The following is a 20,838-nucleotide window of genomic DNA, read 5'->3' on the forward strand; positions in this document are numbered from 1 at the left end:
ATGGAGAATTTAATATATGCAATAGTACTTTTACCACTTTTAGGTTTTCTTATTAACGGTCTTTTCGGGAAAAATCTTCCTAAAATTGTTGTGGGTAGTTTGGCTACGGCAATGGTTTTCGGATCTTTCTGTATTGCAGTAAGTCTTTTCATGAATTTCGATTCTGAAAGTCCTGCTGTTATCGTAAAGGCTTTCAAATGGTTCACAGTAAACGGAGTTCAGATTGATTTCGGATTCCAGATCGATCAGCTTTCATTAATGATGGTAATGATTATCACAGGAATCGGATCTTTAATTCACCTGTACTCTATCGGATACATGAGCCACGATAAAGGTTTTTATAAGTTTTTTACTTATTTAAATCTATTCATCTTCTCCATGTTATTATTGGTAATGGGATGTAACTACCTTATCTTATTCATTGGATGGGAAGGTGTAGGATTATGTTCTTATTTACTAATCGGATTCTGGTATACTAACGAAGAATACGGTAAAGCAGCGAGAAAAGCATTCATCATGAACAGAATCGGTGACCTTGCGTTATTGATCGGTATTTTCATGATTGCAGCACAGACAAATTCATTAGATTATATTTCTGTAGCGCAAAACGCCGGAAAATTTGAATTAGACGGAACAGTAATTATCTTTATTACAGCGAGTTTATTTATCGGTGCAACTGGTAAATCTGCACAGGTTCCATTATATACTTGGTTACCGGACGCGATGGCTGGTCCAACTCCTGTTTCTGCGTTAATTCACGCGGCAACGATGGTAACGGCGGGTATTTATTTAGTAGTAAGATCAAACTTCTTATTTACTTTAGCACCAACTGTTCAGGGAGGAATTTTATTCATCGGATTCTTAACAGCTGCTTTGGCAGGATTCTACGCATTACGTCAGAACGACATCAAAAAAGTATTGGCATATTCTACAGTTTCACAACTTGGATTTATGTTCATCGCTTTAGGACTTGGAGCTTATACAACAGCAATGTTCCACGTAATGACGCATGCTTTCTTCAAAGCATTATTATTCTTAGGAGCAGGTTCTGTAATCCACGCCATGAGCAACGAACAGGATATGCGTTTCATGGGAGGTTTGAAAAAGTACATTCCAATCACTCACGCAACTTTCTTAGTTGGAACACTGGCAATTTCAGGATTCCCTTTATTATCAGGGATGATTTCAAAAGACGAAATTTTAGTAGCAGCTTTTGCAAAAAATCCTATTTACTGGGTAATCTTATTCATTTTAGCAGCTATTACTGCAACATATATGTTCAGATTATATTATTTGACTTTCCACGGAGAGTTCAGAGGTACTGAAGATCAAAAGCACCACTTACACGAAAGCCCATCTAACATGACATTACCTTTGATCGTATTGGCTATTCTTTCTGTTTTGGGTGGTTTAATTAATCTTCCTCACTTCATCGGTCACGGTCATTATGCTAAATTAATGGAATGGTTGAAGCCGGTTCTTACTGAGGAAAGCTTTAAACAAATGGAAGCTACTCTTTCTGGAGTTCCGTTTGGTACTGAAATGATACTTTTAGGAGCAACAGTTTTAATGTTCTTCTGTGTTTGGTTCATTGTTAAAAATACTTACGTGAACAAGAAAAAACAAGCTCTTCCTGAAGAGCAATACACTGGATGGGAAAAACTGTCTGCTAAAAAATTATATGTTGACGAACTTTACAATGCATTAATTGTAAAAACTGTTGAAGGATTAGGACGCGGAGGAAAGATGTTTGATAAAGGTATTCTTGATCGTTTTGTAGACTTCGTAGGTGAAGGTGCTGAAGACAGCGGAAAAGCGATGAAGCGTATCCAGAATGGAAATGTAGAAAACTACATTCTAATCATGTCTTTGGCTGTGGGAATTATACTGATTGTTAACTTTATATTACAATAATGTCTGGTTTATTATTAACATTATTACTATTACCTCTAGTAGGTTCGGGATTAGTTTTTGCATGGAAAGATAAATCCAGCAAATATTTGGCACTGGGAATTGCATTGGTTCAAATGCTTGTTACCTTCTACATTACAGCGGATTTTAATTTTACGCCAACAGTAGACAGCGTATTGCAGCACGAGATCAATTACCCTTGGTCACAATTTATGAAGAGTTCTCTTCACTTCGGGATCGATGGGATGAGTTTGCTTCTTTTATTGTTGACTAATATTTTAGCGCCAATCATTATTTTATCTTCTTTTAATGAAAATGTAAGCTACAGAAATACATTCTACGGTTTGATCCTGCTGATGCAGTTCGGTCTTGTAGGAGTTTTCACTTCGTTGGACGGATTATTGTTCTATATTTTCTGGGAAGTAACATTGATTCCGATCTGGTTTATTGCCGGACTTTGGGGTCAGGAAAATAAAAGATTTGAATTCACTACGAAATTCTTCGTATATACATTCGTTGGGTCATTATTTATGTTAGCCGGATTAATTTATGTTTACAATCACTCTGCATCTTTTGCCCTGACAGATTTATATAATGCTCAATTAAACGAAACACAACAAACGGTGGTATTCTGGTTTATTTTCTTTGCATTTGCAGTAAAATTACCGGTATTTCCTTTCCATACTTGGCAACCGGATACGTATACCTATTCGCCAACTCAAGGCTCGATGCTTTTATCTGGTATCATGCTTAAAATGGCGGTTTATGGAGTTCTTCGTTATTTATTACCAATCACTCCCCTTCCGATTGCAGGAATTTCAGGACAGATTGTAATTATTTTAGCCATTGTAGGAATTGTACACGGGGCTTTAATTGCTATCATTCAATCAGATATGAAGAGAATCATTGCTTATTCTTCTTTCTCTCACGTAGGATTAATGGTTGCAGGTATTTTTGCTTCTGCAGTGATCACTTTAAGAGGAACTTTCAACATCGAAGGTGCTGAAGGTGCTTTGGTACAGACTTTTGCTCACGGTATCAACGTTGTAGGTTTATTCTACTGTTGTGATATTTTATACAAGAGATTTAAATCAAGAGACATCAGACAAATGGGAGGTTTGGCGAAAGTTGCTCCTAAATTTGCCGTGTTATTCTTGATCATTATATTAGGTTCAATGGGAGTTCCATTGACTAATGGATTCATCGGAGAATTTATTTTGTTGAAATCTGTGTATGATTTTAACGGATTGGCGGCGGTAATCGCTGGTCTTACGGTAATTCTTGCTGCAGTATATTTATTGAGATTCTACGGAAAAGCAATGTTTGGGCAAGGAGATGATGCTGTTTTAAGCACAGTAAAAGATTTATCTTCAGTAGAGTTTTCTGTACTGGCAAGTATAGCGGTTTTTGTGATTATATTTGGTATTTTCCCACAACCGATAATCGAAATGGTGAATAGTTCGTTGAAGTTTATCTACCAATCAATGGTAAGCTAATTTGATATTTTAAAAAATGAGTGTTTTAATTATTGTTTTCCTAACGGCAGTTGTTGCGTTATTTTCAGGAGTTTTTGAACAAGGGAAATTCGCAAGATACATTGGGATTTTGGGATTAATCATCGCATTATGGGTAAGTTTCATGCCGGAATGTGCTTTCTTCGGACAGTACAGACATATGTATGACTATACAGCCAATACTGCGTTATTCACAAAAATATCAATTGTAACGACATTATTATTATTCTTTTTGGGAGGTTTTGCATTTAGCAATCACAGAAGTCACCAATCAGAATTATATGCATTGATGCTTTTTGCATTGTGCGGTGGAATTATCCTTTTCGGATACCAAAACTTAGTAACGTTATTCTTAGGAGTTGAAATTCTTTCTATTCCATTATACGTAATGGCGGGAGCTAACAAAACAGATCTTAGATCAAACGAAGCTTCAATTAAATATTTCTTAATGGGTGCATTCGCAACAGGTTTCTTGTTGTTCGGTATTGCATTTATCTACGGAAGTGTCGGAAGTTTCGATTTATATAAAATCCAGGATTTTGGAGTTTCAAATCCAAAAGATGTGATGTTCATCTTAGGAGTATTATTGATTCTTTGTGCATTGGCATTCAAAGTAGCATTAGCACCGTTCCACATGTGGAGCCCTGATGTTTATTACGGCGCGCCTTCATTAATCACAGCTTTCATGGCAAGTGTTGTAAAAATCTCAGGTTTCTTCGCATTGTTCAGATTAATGACCATCGGATTTGGTGGTGTTACAGAAGAATGGATTAATGTTTTTGGAGTATTCTTAATTATTACTTTACTTTTAGCAAATGTTATGGGTCTTGCTCAGACAAATGCAAAAAGAATGTTGGCATACTCTTCAGTTTCTCACGCAGGATACATCGGGTTGGTGTTCTTCGGAATGACAAGCCTTTCTACTTATAATTTAGCGTTCTATTTATTCGCGTACGCTTTATCAACAGTAGGAGTTTTCATGTGTTTGATCTATGTTGAAAAACTGAAAAGAGAAACGTCTTTCGGAGCTTTCAAAGGATTGGCTAAAACAGAACCTTTATTGGCAACAGTAGCGGCAATTTCTATGCTTTCAATGGCAGGAGTTCCGTTAACGGCTGGTTTCATGGGGAAATTTTCTTTATTCTCTCAAGCGATGAATTCTAACCACGGAGTCTTTCTTGTACTAATAGCGGTTTTAGGTTCTGCAGTATCTATTGCTTATTATTTAAGACTCATCATTTCGATGTTCTTCTTTAAAGAAAGCACATTCAAATCTTCAGAAAAAGTAACCCTTACATACAATATTGTGGGAGTAGTTGTTCTGGCAGCAATCATTGTTTTAGGAGTTGCCCCTGACTTATTTGCAGGAATATTCGGATTGTAAAAATTCATGATAAAAATAATAAACCACAACCCGCGAAGTTGTGGTTTTTTTTTAACTTTACTCTAAATTTCACCTTTTGTCAGATCTCTACAAAAAAGACGCCCCATTTCAGGTATATATTTCGTTCAAAAAATATTTGGATGTGCTTGAGCATATCCGCTATAACGACCGTTTGGAATACCGCGTCAACTATGCCGAATCGATTATCGAAAAAACAAAAAATTTCAAAGAGCTTAGAGATGGCTTTCAGGATACTTCTCTGCTGGAAAAAAATGATGACCTCATCAAACTCCTGCTGGCTGACCTCTTCCCTACCGGATTGACAAATAACGAAATAAAAGCCGCAAGCATCCCCCTTTCAAATATTACCTTCAATTATACGGAAAGATTTAAAGCCATATTAAAAGATGCCGGGAAAGATTTCGAGATTGAGCTGAGGAATATCGACGACGATGAATTTTATGTTTTTTGCTGCTGCCTGATTTTACAGAGCTATTTTAAACGGGATATAAAAAGTAACATTCCGTTTTACTACGACATCCCGAATAAGCACGGAATCATGAAGCATTACAAAATCACGGTGAATGCAGATTTTACGGAACTTTGCCCTACAGATAAAGCAAAAATTCCATCAGCTGAAGTCTTGGATATGTTACTCGAAAATCTGGATGACATTAAGCTCTGGAAAAAATATTTCCCTTCAAAATCATGGATATTAAAGGGATTTTCAATTATTTCTTTGGTAGATTGTACTTCAGAAGTTGCTTTGTCGGATTTAAAATCAACAATGATTCAGATTGATCCGGAAAATTTTAATCCTGATGAGAATTTAATAGAAATTTTTAAATCTTATTTTGATGTAGCACAGCTTAATTTCGGATTAATGCTTTTCAATAAAAAAGATCAAAGGCTTGAAAAGCTGCCTATTTATGAAAATGTTTTTACCAATCATATTCTCGATTTCTGGATCAATGCTTTTGATGAAGAAACGAGAAAAAATACATTCACCAGTTTAAATCATAATTCAAAACCAATTGTCGTTTCCAATATTGAGAATCTGGATCATGATATAAAATCGCTGCCTTCTTTCAGAATTTTAAGGGATAATAAAATCAACAGCTTTATGGTGATCCCTATCGTGAAAGATAATGAGCTGCTGGCAATTATGGAATTTACTTCACCCATCGCAAATAGCTTCAACGGATTAAAGCTCAAAAAATTAGAGTTTTTCTCAGACATGATTTTGTTCTCCTTAAACAGGTTCAGCTTTGAGAAAAATTACCAGATCGAAGCGATTATTCAACGGGAATATACTACCATTCATGACAGCGTAGTCTGGAAATTCAGGAATGAAGCCGAGAAATATTTCAATGCCTCTCTTGCAAAAAAAATATATACTTTAAAGCAGATTTCATTTAAAAATCTTACCCCACTTTTCGGTTTTTCAGATATCCGTTCATCTTCAGAAAAACGGTTTAGTTTAATGCTCGAAGATTTGAACCAGCAGATCGAATCGCTCCATCAAATTTTTTCGTTAATTAATTCAGAATCCGAAAAATATATATTGGCTTTAGATATTTTTGAAAATGAATTAAACAACGAAATTAAAGCCGACAGTGAACAGCGTTTCCAGCGGTTATTGAGGGACGAAATCCACCATTTCCTGCAGGGAAAATTAGAAATAAAATCATCAAGCGAAGTCAAAGCTAAGATCAAAGATTATTTTGCCCAAGTATTTCCGCAAACAGATCTTTTCTATGCCAACAGGAAAAGCCTGGATGATTCTATCACACTCGTAAATAGAAAGCTGGCAGACATGCTGGACGAAGCTCAGGTAAAAGCCCAACAGATTTTCCCACATTATTATGAAAGGTTTAAATCCGATGGTGTTGAGCACAATCTTTATACCGGCCAGAATATTGCCCCGGAGCTTCATTATCATTCAAAAATAGTTCATAAGCTAAGATACTGGCAATTAAAAACGATTTGTAATATGGAGCTTGAATTTCAAAATTTCAAAAAAGATCTTCCAATAAACCTCGATATTGCTTCATTAATTTTCGTTTATAATGAAAAAGTCGATATACGATTCAGAATGGATGAAAAACGATTCGATGTAGATGGAGCCTATAATTCTTATTATGAAATCATCAAAAAACGCCTTGATAAAGCTCATGTAAAAGATTCCACAGACAGGATTACCTGCCCGGGAAAGATCACTATTGTCTATTTTGGCATGGAAAATCAAAAGGAATACCTGGAATATATTAACAAATTACAGAAAAAAAACATCCTCAAAAACGATGTAGAATTCTTAAGGGTCGAAGATCTGCAGGGAACTACCGGACTTTTGGCTTTAAGGGTTTCTTTAGCGTAAAAACTCATTTCAATCGGAATGAGTTTTCACATTACTTACTATTTAATTCTACTTTTTAAAGTGATAAAAAAGCGTACCCAAAAGACAGCACGGAAATAATTATTCCCGCCATGAAAATTTTATACGTCGTAGATAAAAGTTTATATTTTCTGTCCAAAACCTTTCCCAGATAATATAGATCTTTCACCATCGAATCATAAATATAATCCTTGTCTTTGATTAAATCTTTCATAGCATTGTAATAATCATCAAAAAGCATTCTATTAAAATTACCAAAAAATAAAAGATTTACTTTTCTGTCTTCTACATCCTGCTTGGTAAATTTTGTTTCAGTTACATTCGGTTTTGTAGATAAAATTGCGAAAATGATGGTAAGAACACTTGAAAACAGCAGCAAAAAACTTGGAATTATCAGGTGAGAGTTTTTAGGAGTATCAAGCTTTGGAACCAAAACAGAAAGACATACGGAAATAATGATCGCATTTACAGAAAGTAAAATATTCGCTTTACTGTCAGCAATATCACTTAATCTGGTATGATTATTCAGCGTTACACGAAACAGAGTATCAATGCTTCTGTCAGATTTCGGCTCCTTTTCTTTCTCTTTTTTATTTTCAGAATTATCTTTTTTGTCGTCTTCTTTTTCTATTTTTTTCTCAATTTTCCTAATATTTTTCTCTTTCAAAGGCTGCCAGTTTTGTTTAGCAAAATCCGTATAGAATTTATGCTTGTTTTTAAGCATATCCAGATTTCCTGCATTCCATTCATCATTAGAAAAACATTTCACATTGGTCAGCTCCCATTCTTTTCTCAATGCATCAGAAATATCATTGTAGTCATGGCTTGCAAAATGGCTGCAGTCAGCATCTTTTATGATTTTTTCCAAAAGATTTTGGGGTTCATAATTGATCTTTGTGGCCAGAATTAATTTTTTGACATCATCTATATAATTTTCAGGATAATTTTCTTTTTGTAAAAAATTTTCCAAAATCACTCCTCCCTTCTCTTCATGATCTTTAGCAGATTCTATGTATCCCACATCATGAAACCAAAGCGCCAATAACACCTTTTCCTGATCTTCCTGGGAAACAGATGTATTTTTCATAATTTCCTCAGCTTTATTTACTGTATACGTAGTGTGTATAAAATTATGATAAAAATATACCAAAGATAGTTTATCTTTGAATAGGATTTCAACATAATCTTTGGCTTTTTGTAAAATGCTCATCATCGAAATTTTGTTAACGTAAATTTATGAATTTCTCCTTGAAAACTCATCTAAAAAAAACTTCTGTTGTCCTTAGAGTAGCTATATTTGCCTGGGTTCTTTATTCCTGCGCAACTTACAACATAAAAAAAGGTAAAAATCTATCTAAAATAGAAAATCATGATATAAAATCTGAAAATGATTTTAAAATTTTCTTAATTGGAGATGCCGGAAATGCAGATGAAGCTCAGTCTCAGAATACTTTGAATCTTCTAAAAAACCAGCTTGAAGCCGCCGATAAAAATTCTATGCTAATTTTTCTCGGAGACAATATTTATCCCAGCGGAATGCCTAAAAAGTCAAACAAAAACTATTATCTGGCCAGGCAAAAACTGGAAAACCAACTCTCCATTACAAAAAATTTTAAGGGAAAAACTTTAGTAATTCCGGGCAATCACGACTGGTATAATGGTCTTGGCGGGATGAAGGATCAGGAAGAATTTGTGAAAGATTATTTTGATGATAAAAAATCTTTTCTTCCGAAAAACTCTTGCCCGATTGATGATATAAGCCTTACAAAGGATATAAAATTAGTCGTTATCGATACAGAATGGGCTTTATTAAACTGGGATCAATACCCGGGAATCAATAAAAACTGCGACATCAAAACCCGTGAAGACCTTTTCGTTGAATTTAAAGATCTGATTAATAAAAATCAGGATAAAATAATTATCGTTGCTCTTCATCACCCTGTTATCAGCAGCGGAACTCATGCAGGCTATAATTCTGTAAAATCTCATCTTTTCCCTTTGAAAAGCAAGATTCCGGTTCCGGGTGCTGCAAGTGTGATTAATGTATTGAGAAGCTCCTCTGGTGCCAATCCGGAAGATATTAATAATCAACACTATGCTGATTTAGCCAATCGATTAAAAAGTATTGTTCAGGAAAAAGAAAATATCATTTTTGTTTCGGGACACGACCACAATCTGCAATACCATGAAGAAAGAAATATCAGGCAGATTATCAGCGGATCCGGTTCAAAAGTTGATCCCACTTCTATTGGTGAAAAAACAGATTTTTCATATGGCGGAAGCGGATTTGCGGTTTTAAATATCAGAAAAGACCAAAGTTCCGATGTTGAATATTTTTCTACAACAAATAATAATCTCGAGAAAATTTCACACATTCAGGTAATTGATAAGCCTAAGGAATTTGTCAATAATTATCCAAACTCATTTTCTGCTGTTATTTCATCTACAATTTATCCTAAAAAATTAACAGAAAAAGGAAAATTTTACAGATGGCTTTGGGGCGAGCATTACAGGAAATATTACGGAATGGAGATTGAAGCGCCAACAGCAAATCTCAATGAACTTGACGGAGGCTACATACCTTTCAGAGAAGGCGGCGGAAATCAATCAAACAGCTTAAGATTGAAAACACAAGACGGGCAAGAGTATGTAATGAGAGGCGTGAAGAAAAGTGCTGTACGATTTCTGAACAATATGGCTTTTAAGAAAAGTACTTTCGGAAATGAGCTGAATAATACGTTCCCGGAAAAGTTCCTGATGGATTTTTATACAACCAATCATCCATTCACTCCATTTTCTGTAGGAAATATGGCTGATAAACTGAATATTTTTCATAGCAATCCAAGATTATATTACATCCCCAAACAACAGGCTTTGGGTAAATATAACATTAATTATGGTAATGAAATGTATATGATTGAAGAACGTTTTTCTTCAGATCCCAAAACGTTGGCGGCTTTAGATAATGCAAAAGATATTGTTTCCACAGATGATGTACTGAAAAATTTTAACAAAAATTACAAATATTCGGTAGATCAGGAATCTTACATCAGGGCCAGAATTTTTGATATGCTGATCGGTGATTGGGACAGACACTCAGATCAATGGAAATGGGCAGAATATCAGGAAGGCGACAAAGAGATCTACAAACCCATCCCAAGAGACAGAGATCAGGCATTCAGCAAATATGACGGAGCGGCCTTTAAAATTATCATGAATATTCCGGCGATTCGCCATATGAAAACCTTTAAGGAAGATATTCAAAGTGTAAAATGGCTGGCCATGGAACCTTATCCTCTGGACTTGATTTTCTTAAAAAGCTCTACGGAAAAAGACTGGATCGAGCAGGCAAAATACATCCAGGAGCACCTTACAGATAAAGATATAGACGAAGCTTTCGACAATTTACCAAAAGAAGTAAAAGATGAAACAATTGCTGATATTCAGCGAAAATTAAAAATAAGAAAAACCAAATTACAGACATACGCTTCACAATACTACGATGTTTTACAGGAAAAAGTTCCGTTAGCAGGAACAGTAAACCCTGATAAGTTTGTGATTACAAAAAATGGGAATTCCGTTAATGTAAAACAATACAAATTAGATAAAAACAAAGAAAATTCAGAACTGGTTTTTGAAAAGACATATGATGATTCAAAAACAAAAGAACTATGGATCTATGGACTTGAAGATGATGATATTTATGACGTTTCCGGTAATGGAAGACCCAAAATGAATATCAGGCTGGTCGGCGGCTACAATCATGATACTTACAATGTAGAAAACGGAAGCAAGGTGAAGATTTATGATTTTAAATCGCAAAAAAACATATACAATACTCACGGAGCAACGAAAAATATTTCGGATGATTATGACATCAATACGTACAATTATAAACACCCGAAATACAATTTCTTTGCAGGCTATCCCAACGCAGATTTCAATCCTGACGATGGTATAATTTTAGGGGTTTTAGCAAACTATACAGTTAATAATTTTATCCGCGCCCCTTATACTCAAAAGCATAGCCTGAAAGTGAATTTTTATACTGCAACCGGTGGGTTTAATGCAGTTTACAAAGGAATTTTCAAAAAAGCAATTTCCGGATGGGATTTCAATCTGGATGCCGCCTTTACAACTCCCCGTTTTGCCAAAAACTTCTTCGGGCTATCCAACGAAAGTGATTATGATACAGATATTGCAGAAAGAGAATATAACAGGGCAAGAATTTCAAAGATCAATTTCTCTCCCTCAATTTCCAAAAAAAGCTGGGCGAATTTATTTCATCAGTTTCAGCTAACTTTTGAAAATAATAAAGTACAGAAAAATGGGGATCGATTTGTAGATGTTTCACCCGACGTAAGACCTGAAGTGTTTAGCAACCAGCAATTTGCAGGGGCAAATTATACTTTTAGCTATAAAAACCTTGATAATAACGCGTTTCCGACTTTAGGAATGGAATTTACTGTAAATGCAGACTGGAAAACAAATCTTTCAAATTTTGATAAAAACTTCCTGATCCTTACCGGGACACTTACCCTGGATCACAGGCTTGACAGTAGAGGAAATTTTGTTTTTGCCAATTCGAGCAACGCCATGTGGATCAACAATAACAATTTTGAATTTTACCAAGCTGCAGCGATTGGTGGAAATAATGGTATGAGGGCATTCAGAAATGACAGGTTTTCGGGAAGGTCTTACTTTACCAATAACTCGGAAATCCGTTGGGATTTTGGGAGAGTGAGAAATAATATCATCCCCGCAAATATGGGAATTTTAGTAGGATATGATATCGGAAGAGTATGGAATGACAATGAAGATTCCAGAAAATGGCATCAGTCATTTGGAGGCGGTTTTTGGCTAAGCATTGTAGAGATGTTCTCCGCAAGACTTAATTATTTTACAGGCACGGATGGCGGAAGGGTTTCTGCCGGTGTGGGAATGACGTTTTAAAGAACAAATTTATATCTTTAACATGTCTTTTAGTTTTTGATAAAAAATTTAATAGACTGGTTATTTTTTATTTTAGATCAAACTTATATATGTTTCCTCCCGTTTTTTTATCCGCTTCATCAGCAATCATCAATGTTTTATCATCTTGAAAAACTATTGCTTCCTTTTGCGAATTATGATGTAAAGATATTTTCTGAACTGCAGCCTTACTAAAGTCATCCGCCATAAATCCGGATAAAATATGAATATTTTTATGGGTTAGTAATACGATTTTATTTTTGCTGCTGTTGATGGCAGCAGATGTAATTGCTGCATCGCTATAACCACCTTTAAGCTTCAATCTACCTATTAGTTTTGCTTCATAATTCCCCTCCTTATTCGGAATCTGGAAAACCATGAAAGTTCCGTCGAAACCTTTGCTTCTGTTTTTTGTAAAGAGATAAAAATATCCATCCATTTCTACAAAAGCTTCACAATCGTATAACCAGTTTGATTTTTTTGGCGGAAAATCTTTCTGGCCTTCGTAATGAAATTTTGTGGTTTGAATAACCTTCGTGGCTCTTTGGGAAGCATCTTTCAAATCAACTTTTAAAATAGCTAAATCCTGTCTGTCGTTTTCGTTATTCCCAAAATCTCCAATATAAATATTTCCTTGAGGATCAGAGGTGATGTCTTCCCAGTCATAGTTTTCAGCTTTTTCTACTAAAACATCGCTCGTAAGATTTCCCTTTTGATCTAGCCCATAAATAACATTTTTATTCCCTTGATCTTCTATTGCCCAAATGATACTTTTATTCTTTGATAAAATAATTCCCGAGACTTCTTTAAGTTTTTTAGGCAAAGAAAATTCTACTTTTAAAGAATCGGTTTGAGGTTGATCTATTTTTGGGTTGCAGCCAAGAAATACCATTACCGTTACCGCATAAAAAATACTCATTTTCATTAATTTTTATTTAAAATTTTTGCTTCTTCCCAAAGCAAATCCATTTCTCCCAAAGACATATCTGCTAATTTTAAATCTCTTTCCAAAGCGATATTTTCCATTTGCTGAAATCTTGAAATAAACTTCAGATTGGTTCTTTCCAATGCTGAATCGGGATTAATTCCTGAGATTCGGGCATAATTAATCAGGGAAAAAAACACATCGCCCAATTCCTGCTCTTTTTTATCCAAATCTGTTTCTGCATGAAATTCCTTAATTTCTTCATCCACCTTTTTCCAAGCATCTTCCGCATCATGAAATTCAAAGCCGATTCCTTTTACTTTATCCTGAATCCTGTAAGCTTTCACCAAGCTCGGCAAACTTTTCGGTACACCGCCCAAAATAGATGTATTTCCTTCTTTCAGTTTTAATTTTTCCCAATTCTGCTTTACTTCTTCTTCATCCTTCACTTCTGTATCTCCGTAAATATGTGGATGGCGGAAAATCAGTTTTTCGTTTAAAGAATTAATAACATCTGCTATATCGAAATTTCCTTTCTCGGAACCGATTTTTGCGTAAAAAACCAAATGCAGCAAAACATCTCCTAATTCTTTTTTTATTTCCTGTAAATTTTCCTGTAAAATAGCATCTGAAAGTTCATACGTTTCTTCTAAAGTTAGATGGCGCAACGATTGCAGTGTCTGTTTCTGATCCCACGGACATTTTTCACGCAGATCATCCATAATGTCTAATAATCTTCCGAAAGCTTCCAGTTTTTCTTGTTTGGTGTTCATAGTTTGAGAGTTCAAGTCTTACAAATTTAAGGAATGAAATTTAATGCATTGTTTTCAATACCAAAACCTAACAGGTTTTAAAAACCTATTAGGCTTGTTGAGCTTAATAAAAAAGCTCTGCCTAAAATGACAAAGCTTTATAATTTAAATCAAAGATGAATTATCCTTGTTTTCTGTGTGTGCTTTTTGGAGCCGCTTTTGCAGCAGAGGTAGCTTTAACTTTCGAAGTGGCAGGCTTCTCTGTTTTCGAAGCTTTCTTAGGAGCTTCTTTTTCTATACTCGCCTCTTTTGCAGGTGTACCTTCCAATGTTTCAGGCTCAGCTTTTACGAAGCTCTCAGGAGTGATATATCCTGCTTTCTGAAGAATATTGTACCATTGAGCCAATTTTTTAATATCGGAAGCATACACTCTTTCCGTATCATAGTTTGGAAGAGATGTCAGCATGAATTCTTTCAATTCTGCATCGCTTGATTTGTGAGGGATCGCTTCTTTGTAATCATAGTTTTTAGCAATATTTTCAAAAACTTCGAACAAAGGAACTTCTTTTTCAAATGTAAACATCGCGATGTTATCCAATAAACTTACCTGGCTGGAGTTTCCAATGCTTACTTTTTTCTTTGTTGTAACATCTTCAATAATAAATCCGTTTCTTAATTGAGAAACTAATTTGTAAAGTCCTGGTTTTCCAGAAATTGAAATTATTTTTTCTAACAGCATATTTTAATTTTTTGTAAATCTGCAATCATTTTTCAGTACTTCGGCAAGCTCGGTACGAAACTTTTTGCTCTGTATTATTTTTATTTTTTTATCCTTATTTATTTTGGAAATCTCATTTTATAACTGATGCTTACGTCACCTTGGGTAATTTTCGTCAGCTTTCCTTTTACCAGCTTTTTTTTAAGAGCGCTTAAATGGTCTGTAAATAAAATACCCTCAATGTGATCATACTCATGCTGAATTACACGGGCTCTAATATCGGAAAAAGTTTCCGTATGTTTTACAAAATTTTCGTCATAATATTCAATCAGGATTGTTCCTTTTCTTTTCACATCTTCTCTTACATCAGGAATCGAAAGACATCCTTCATTGAACTTCCATTCCTCACCGGATTCTTCAAGAATCTTAGCATTTATAAATACTTTTTTGAATTCTGCCAGCTCATCCTTAATATCTTCATAATCTTCATCTTCGGCCAAAGGACTCACATCCACTATAAACAGACGGATATCAAGGCCGATTTGCGGTGCAGCTAATCCTATGCCATTAGCGCTATACATGGTATCAAACATGCTTCCTATCAACTCTTGCAGCTCAGGATAATCTTTATCAATATCCTTTCCTACTTTTCTCAAAACTGGGTCCCCAAAGGCTCTTATCGGTAAAATCATCTTGTTCTTTGTTCTAAAAAATTTTGCAATATGATGGTTGCGCTTATTTTATCTATTAATCCTTTTTCCTGTCTCTGTTTTTTACTTTTTCCGCTTTGTGAAATAAAAAACGAAGCCATTTTGGATGTAAATCTTTCATCGAATCGATTAATTTTAATCGTTGGAAATTCTTCTTGAAAAATTTCCAGAAACTTCAAAATATCCGTTTCTATCTCTGAAATATTTCCTTTCAAATCTACAGGAAGGCCTACCACTACTTCATCTACCTTATTTTCATTGAAATATTTTCTTAGAAATTCCATTAAAAATGAAGTTGGTACAGTCTCCAAACCACTTGCTATAATCTGCATATCATCCGTTATAGCAATGCCACAACGGGCCCTTCCATAGTCTATCGCAAGCATTTGTCCCATAAGTTTGCAAATTTAATAAATTTTAATGATTTTATTTCAAACACAGTTTTTTTTATAAATATGTTTTATTCCATTATTTTTTATAATTTTAATTTTCCAAAAAGCAATAATATGAAAAAACTTATCCTTGTAAGACATGCAAAAAGCGACTGGCCGGAAGAGACAGAGGATTTTGACAGGCCCTTGGCAGACAAGGGGTTAGAAGAAGCCTTGCAGATGTCACGATTTATGAAAAACAATCAGATTTTCATCGATTCTTTCGTTTCGAGCCCAGCTGTGCGTGCCTTGAATACCTGTAAGATTTTTAATCAGAGTTACCATATTAATATTACAACAAATGAAAAACTTTACAATCCTTCGGAAAGCAATTTTGAATCAATAATTTATGATCTTGATGATAGACATGATTCGGTAGCTTTCTTTTCTCATAATAATGGAATTTCAAATTTTGCAAACTCTATTTCTGAAGATATTTTCCATTTCCCGACTTGTGGCGTTGCAGGTTTTGAGATCGACTGCAATTCGTGGTCAGAATTTGATGGGGCTAAAAAGAAATTACTATTTTTCTATGATCCCGGAAAGCTTTAATTTTTTAATGTAAACTCTTGTGAAATTGTCGAAATTATGAAAATGAATGATCAATTGTAAGTTTTTTTTATTAAATAAATTTTGGCTAAAACCTTTTTTCTCCGTTTGAAAAGAGAAGAGTCTGTCTCAAAAGAGCAGTCTTTTTTATGGTCTTTTATTTTGAGAATGCATCATATGTTTGAAATTCAGGGATATATTTTGAAACTTTATCGTCCCAATTCACTTTTCCTTCGTATGCGAAAATGGCAAGACTTGTCCGAAATAAACGACTTTTCAATCTTTGATCATTTCGACAGACACTCCGGGAACATCGGAGGCTTTTAAGGTATTCTGCATTAATATATCTCGTATTCTCCTCAACCTGTGACTGTTAAAAGAAAAAAGAAAGTTTCTCCTTCATTATTAATAATTTAAAAAAAATATATATAAATTATGTAAACTAATAAATTCTGTATATTTGAAGAATTTCCAAAAACTATGAATTTAAAAGAAGTTTTTACAGACAAATCCACAAAAAGTAATGATAAAGTCGAAATAATTTCTGATTTTGTTTTAAATGGAGAAATTTCATTAAAAGAGCTTATTCACTTTGCATCTTTATCAAAAGATCCTATAAAAGCAAATTGTATAGAAGCTCTAGAGTTTTCTACCCAAAAAAAATCTAATCTTCTAGATCAGGAAACTTTTGATTTTGTCACAGAAAACTTATCTGCGAAAGCGCCCAGAATAAAATGGGAAAGCGCCAAAGTTATAGGAAATACAGCAAAGCATTTTCCTGAAAATCTTTATGATCCCATCACGAAACTTATTGAAAATACTACTCATGAAGGAACTGTTGTACGATGGAGTGCTGCTTTTGCATTAAGTGAAATTTTAAATATTAATGAAAATCTAAAAAATAAACTACTCCCATCCCTTAAAGATATTTGTGAGAAAGAGGAAAAGAACAGCATCAAAAAGATATATCAAAAAGCAATAAAAGTTGCAGAAAAATGATTAAAATTCTCCTCCTTTCCGATTCTCACTCCTATATTGATGACAGAATTTTAGAATACGCTCAACAGGCCGATGAAATTTGGCATGGCGGAGATTTTGGAAGTATGGATGTTATCGAACAACTTGAAAAAATCAAACCATTAAGAGGAGTCTACGGAAATATTGACAATACAAAAATCCGTTCCGAATTTCCTGAAGTGAATCGTTTTATCTGCGAAAATGTAGAAGTTTTGATGATTCATATAGGTGGTTATCCCGGAAAATATACTCTTTTAGCAAAAAAAGAAATTTCTGAAAAAACTCCAAAATTATTTATCTCAGGACATTCACATATTTTGAAGGCGATCTTTGATGATAAAAATAATCTGCTTCATCTGAATCCGGGTGCCTGTGGAAAGCAAGGCTGGCATAAAATGAGAACGATGATGCGTTTTGTGATTGATGGAAGTGAAATTGAGGATTTGGAGATTATCGAATTGGGACCGAAGGTTTAAAATTATGTTTAAATCATTAAGAACAATTGAGGAATTAAGAATATTAAATGATTGTGAGTTCCTCACACTTACAAATAATTATGAAAATAGGCGATAAAATTGCTGTGGTAGATGAAGATTTGAGCGGAATTATTACGTCCGTTAAAGGAAATATTGTCTTTTTTAAAGATGAATTCGGATTTACACATCAATATCCTAAAGAAAAATTGGTTCCTAAAATTTCTGATTTTTATGAAAATATTAAAGTTGTAAAAAAAGCAGAACCTCAAAAAAATATTTCAAAAAAACACCAGCGTAATCCGTTGGTTTTAGATCTTCATTTTCCTAACTTGGTTAAAAACCCCAATGATTACGATAGCTTTGAAAGGCTTTTTATTCAAAAGGAAAAATTACTGGAGGCATTGGAGTTCTGTAGAAAGCATTATCTAAAAAGACTGGAAATTGTTCACGGCATCGGAGATGGAGTTTTACAAAAATTGGTTTGGGACATACTAGAAAACCAAACTAATCTGGATTTTTATAATAAGGAAATTCTTCATCATCAATCGGGTGCTGTAATGGTAGAATTTCACTAAATTTGCAGGAATTGAAATATGAACGTACTTAAATTACTTTTTACAAAAGACGGATTGACCTATCAGATAGCTAAAAACAAAAGCATTTTTGAAGAAAAATCTTATTTCGTAGATGAAGAATCTCCGGAAAATTTCATTGCTGACAAACTTGATGATGTGTTGATTAAACAAAGATTTGATGAAATTCAGGTGATTTCCGCATTGAATCATTTCACGCTAATGCCTGAAGGTTTTTCACAACATGAGACAGGATATGAGCTTATTGCCTACAATGCGCCTGTTGACAAGGAAAAAGAAGAACTTATGCTTTCCGTTAATGAAAAATTTAAAGTTCAGTTTTATTATACTTTTCCGAAAAACTTTTATAAAAAGATAAAAGAGTTAGCTTTACCTGTTAATTTTAATTTTTCCGGAGAAAGGTTTCTAAATTCAATCCACAATAAAAATAATAAGGAGATTCATATCAACCTTTACCATAGTCAGTGTGAATTTTTTGCGATAGACAATAAAAAAATTATTTTATACAATAATCTTGATGTAAATTCTGAGGTTGATTTTCTTTATTTCATTATGTTTACTTTAAGCAAAATAGGTTTCGGGATTAATGAGACCAATTTTTTTGCTTACGGGGAAACTACGGAAAATGAAACTTTTATTTCAGAATTACAAAAATTTGTAATGAATCTGAAAATTGTATTTGACAATATTCCGAACAAAAACTTTATATTAAATTAGATTGCAGGCATCAGATGGCATGTTTTGGCTTTCCTGCGACCTTTTATCTACAACCTAAATCCAACAAACTATGTACAGAATAATTTCAGGTAAATGGAAAGCAAAAAAAATAGCAGCTCCGAAAAATTTTGATGTAAGACCTACAACCGATTTTGCAAAGGAGGCATTATTCAGTATTTTGGAAAACAAATATGATATGCAGTCGATCTCCGTCCTGGATCTTTTCGCCGGAATCGGTTCTCTCACCTTAGAATTTGCTTCGAGAGGATGTCAGGATATAACTTCTGTGGAAATGAATCCGAAACATACAGCGTTTATAAATTCTACTGCTGCAGATCTGGATATGGCTTTGCAAATCAACGTTCAACGAGGGGATGTTTTTGATTGGCTGAAGAAATTCAGAAACAAAAAATCTTTCGAAATTGTCTTTTCTGATGCACCTTTCGAAACGGAGAAGAAAAAATATCAGGAAATTATTTCATTAGTTCTAAACAATAGATACCTTAAAAATAATGGAGTTTTGGTTGTAGAACACCAAAGCCGAATGAAATTTGATCATCCGAATTTAATTGATACCAGAAAATACGGAAATGTAAGTTTTAGTTTTTTTGAACCAAATAAAGAAGAAAACACAGATAATCAAGAATAATTTTCCTGATTTTTTATGACAATTCTTTAGATAGCTTCAACTTTTTCAGAAGCTACAACCGCACTTTCTCCCCATTTTGCAATTTCTTGTAATACAGGAAGCAGCGTTTTTCCAAAATCTGTTAATGTATATTCTACCATTAAAGGAGGCTTTTCTGTATAAACTTTTCTGTTAATAATATTATCGTCTTCCAACTGTTTTAATTGAAGACTTAAAGTTCTTTCCGTAATTGTAGGAATAAGTTTTCGTAATTCATTATATCGCTTCGAACCATCTACAAGATAATGTAAAATTACCGCCTTCCATTTTCCACCTATAAACCTCATTGTAACCGTCGTACAGCAAGGATATTCTTTATTGTCAATTAAATACATTTTATACTATCATTTTTGACCGTTATTGCAAATGTATTAAACTTAAATTAGTTTTGCAACTATAAAGAATATAGTATAAAAATTATGAATTTTTTAGAACAAATGAAAAAGAGATATACCGTAAAAAAGTATGATCCTCAAGGTACAATAAGTGAAGAGCAGATACAGACCCTTAAAGAAATTTTGCATTTAAGCCCCTCTTCAATCAACAGTCAGCCATGGAATTTTGTTTTTGTGAACAATTCTGAAACAAAAGAAAAACTTGCTGAGGTTTCCTATTTTAATAAAGAAAAAATATTGGACAGTAGTTATTTAATTGTATTTCAGGTAATCAAAAATCCCGAAGATTTTGAAAAGCAAATTAAAGAAAATCTTCCCGAAGGTTCTATCAATTATTATAAAACTTTTGTGAAACCAAAAGGTGAAGTTGAAATTAAATCCTGGCTGAAACATCAGGTTTATCTTTCTCTTGGTGTTTTGCTTTCCGCCTGTGCAATGATGGAAATCGATTCCACACCAATGGAAGGAATAGAAAATGATAAATATGATACTATTTTAAATAATAAAAAATATGAAAGTTTATTTGCTGTTACAATTGGTGTAAAATCTGAAAACGATAAAAACCAACCTATTCATACTCCAAAGAAAAGACTTGAATCCAAGAAGATTATTTTAGAATTTTAAATAATATGTTTTAAATTTTGGGAGTATTTTCACCTGGTTTGTCATCCCGTAGGGGTCTAGGCTCGAAT

The 20,838-nt window shown here is 33.9% G+C and carries 20 protein-coding genes; 13 read left to right on the forward strand and 7 right to left on the reverse strand.

Features of this window, described 5'->3' with window-relative positions; all coding sequences use genetic code 11:
* From nuoL to BW926_RS07735, 4 genes are all read left to right on the forward strand, one after another.
* Entirely contained in the window at positions 1 to 1,914 is a 1,914-nt protein-coding gene (gene nuoL, locus BW926_RS07720; protein ID WP_076445866.1) for an NADH-quinone oxidoreductase subunit L, read from the forward strand.
* Positions 1,914 to 3,407: a complex I subunit 4 family protein gene (locus BW926_RS07725; protein WP_076445868.1), complete on the forward strand. Its 1,494-nt coding sequence runs from the start codon at positions 1,914 to 1,916 to the stop codon at positions 3,405 to 3,407. Before nuoL ends, BW926_RS07725 begins: the two co-directional genes overlap by 1 nt.
* 16 nt (positions 3,408 to 3,423) lie before the next feature.
* Positions 3,424 to 4,809, forward strand: coding sequence for an NADH-quinone oxidoreductase subunit N (locus BW926_RS07730; RefSeq protein ID WP_076445870.1), 1,386 nt, complete (start codon positions 3,424 to 3,426; stop codon positions 4,807 to 4,809).
* 76 nt (positions 4,810 to 4,885) lie between these two features.
* Positions 4,886 to 7,186, forward strand: coding sequence for a GAF domain-containing protein (locus tag BW926_RS07735; protein WP_076445872.1), 2,301 nt, complete (start codon positions 4,886 to 4,888; stop codon positions 7,184 to 7,186).
* A 55-nt stretch (positions 7,187 to 7,241) separates the two neighbouring features.
* Here the strand turns inward: BW926_RS07735 and BW926_RS07740 are convergent, their stop codons facing one another.
* A complete protein-coding gene (locus BW926_RS07740) occupies positions 7,242 to 8,414 on the reverse strand; it encodes a Pycsar system effector family protein (protein WP_076445874.1) in 1,173 nt (390 codons plus the stop codon).
* 38 nt (positions 8,415 to 8,452) lie between these two features.
* Between BW926_RS07740 and BW926_RS07745 the strand changes: the two genes are divergently transcribed.
* Positions 8,453 to 12,157: a metallophosphoesterase gene (locus tag BW926_RS07745; RefSeq protein ID WP_228403420.1), complete on the forward strand. Its 3,705-nt coding sequence runs from the start codon at positions 8,453 to 8,455 to the stop codon at positions 12,155 to 12,157.
* Between the two features lie 67 nt (positions 12,158 to 12,224).
* Here BW926_RS07745 and BW926_RS07750 read toward each other — a convergent pair whose 3' ends face one another.
* The 5 genes from BW926_RS07750 to ruvX all read right to left on the reverse strand — a co-directional run bounded on the left by BW926_RS07750 (position 12,225) and on the right by ruvX (position 15,675).
* Positions 12,225 to 13,094, reverse strand: a complete 870-nt coding sequence (locus BW926_RS07750) for a hypothetical protein (protein WP_083672284.1) — start codon at positions 13,092 to 13,094, stop codon at positions 12,225 to 12,227.
* A gap of 5 nt (positions 13,095 to 13,099) precedes the next feature.
* The gene (gene mazG / locus BW926_RS07755; RefSeq protein ID WP_076445880.1) at positions 13,100 to 13,873 is read right to left on the reverse strand and encodes a nucleoside triphosphate pyrophosphohydrolase; all 774 of its coding nucleotides are present in this window, start codon (positions 13,871 to 13,873) and stop codon (positions 13,100 to 13,102) included.
* A gap of 160 nt (positions 13,874 to 14,033) precedes the next feature.
* Complete coding sequence (locus tag BW926_RS07760) at positions 14,034 to 14,591, reverse strand: DUF5606 family protein (RefSeq protein WP_076445882.1); 558 nt, start codon at positions 14,589 to 14,591, stop codon at positions 14,034 to 14,036.
* 98 nt (positions 14,592 to 14,689) lie between these two features.
* Positions 14,690 to 15,262 (reverse strand): peptide deformylase, encoded by a 573-nt coding sequence (gene def / locus BW926_RS07765; RefSeq protein WP_076445885.1) that lies wholly within the window; start codon positions 15,260 to 15,262, stop codon positions 14,690 to 14,692.
* The gene (gene ruvX / locus BW926_RS07770) at positions 15,259 to 15,675 is read right to left on the reverse strand and encodes a Holliday junction resolvase RuvX (protein WP_076445888.1); all 417 of its coding nucleotides are present in this window, start codon (positions 15,673 to 15,675) and stop codon (positions 15,259 to 15,261) included. Before ruvX ends, def begins: the two co-directional genes overlap by 4 nt.
* 111 nt (positions 15,676 to 15,786) lie before the next feature.
* Between ruvX and BW926_RS07775 the strand changes: the two genes are divergently transcribed.
* The 7 genes from BW926_RS07775 to BW926_RS07800 all read left to right on the forward strand — a co-directional run bounded on the left by BW926_RS07775 (position 15,787) and on the right by BW926_RS07800 (position 19,712).
* A complete protein-coding gene (locus BW926_RS07775; protein WP_076445980.1) occupies positions 15,787 to 16,263 on the forward strand; it encodes a SixA phosphatase family protein in 477 nt (158 codons plus the stop codon).
* Between the two features lie 105 nt (positions 16,264 to 16,368).
* The gene (locus BW926_RS14205) at positions 16,369 to 16,587 is read left to right on the forward strand and encodes a hypothetical protein (RefSeq protein ID WP_143756519.1); all 219 of its coding nucleotides are present in this window, start codon (positions 16,369 to 16,371) and stop codon (positions 16,585 to 16,587) included.
* A 153-nt stretch (positions 16,588 to 16,740) separates the two neighbouring features.
* Positions 16,741 to 17,259 carry a HEAT repeat domain-containing protein gene (locus BW926_RS07780; RefSeq protein ID WP_076445890.1) on the forward strand — a complete coding sequence of 173 codons (519 nt, stop codon included), beginning with the start codon at positions 16,741 to 16,743 and terminating at the stop codon, positions 17,257 to 17,259.
* Entirely contained in the window at positions 17,256 to 17,753 is a 498-nt protein-coding gene (locus tag BW926_RS07785; protein ID WP_076445892.1) for a metallophosphoesterase family protein, read from the forward strand. Before BW926_RS07780 ends, BW926_RS07785 begins: the two co-directional genes overlap by 4 nt.
* Positions 17,754 to 17,833: 80 nt before the next feature.
* Entirely contained in the window at positions 17,834 to 18,328 is a 495-nt protein-coding gene (locus BW926_RS07790) for a Smr/MutS family protein (protein ID WP_076445894.1), read from the forward strand.
* An 18-nt stretch (positions 18,329 to 18,346) separates the two neighbouring features.
* Positions 18,347 to 19,063, forward strand: coding sequence for a DUF3822 family protein (locus BW926_RS07795; RefSeq protein WP_076445896.1), 717 nt, complete (start codon positions 18,347 to 18,349; stop codon positions 19,061 to 19,063).
* Positions 19,064 to 19,133: 70 nt separating this feature from the next.
* Complete coding sequence (locus BW926_RS07800) at positions 19,134 to 19,712, forward strand: RsmD family RNA methyltransferase (RefSeq protein ID WP_076445898.1); 579 nt, start codon at positions 19,134 to 19,136, stop codon at positions 19,710 to 19,712.
* A gap of 26 nt (positions 19,713 to 19,738) precedes the next feature.
* Here the strand turns inward: BW926_RS07800 and BW926_RS07805 are convergent, their stop codons facing one another.
* Entirely contained in the window at positions 19,739 to 20,086 is a 348-nt protein-coding gene (locus BW926_RS07805; protein ID WP_076445900.1) for a winged helix-turn-helix transcriptional regulator, read from the reverse strand.
* Positions 20,087 to 20,170: 84 nt separating this feature from the next.
* Between BW926_RS07805 and BW926_RS07810 the strand changes: the two genes are divergently transcribed.
* Entirely contained in the window at positions 20,171 to 20,770 is a 600-nt protein-coding gene (locus BW926_RS07810; RefSeq protein ID WP_076445902.1) for a nitroreductase family protein, read from the forward strand.
* Positions 20,771 to 20,838 lie beyond the last annotated feature (68 nt).

Source organism: Chryseobacterium sp. RU37D, assembly GCF_900156075.1.
Classification (GTDB): Bacteria; Bacteroidota; Bacteroidia; order Flavobacteriales; family Weeksellaceae; genus Chryseobacterium.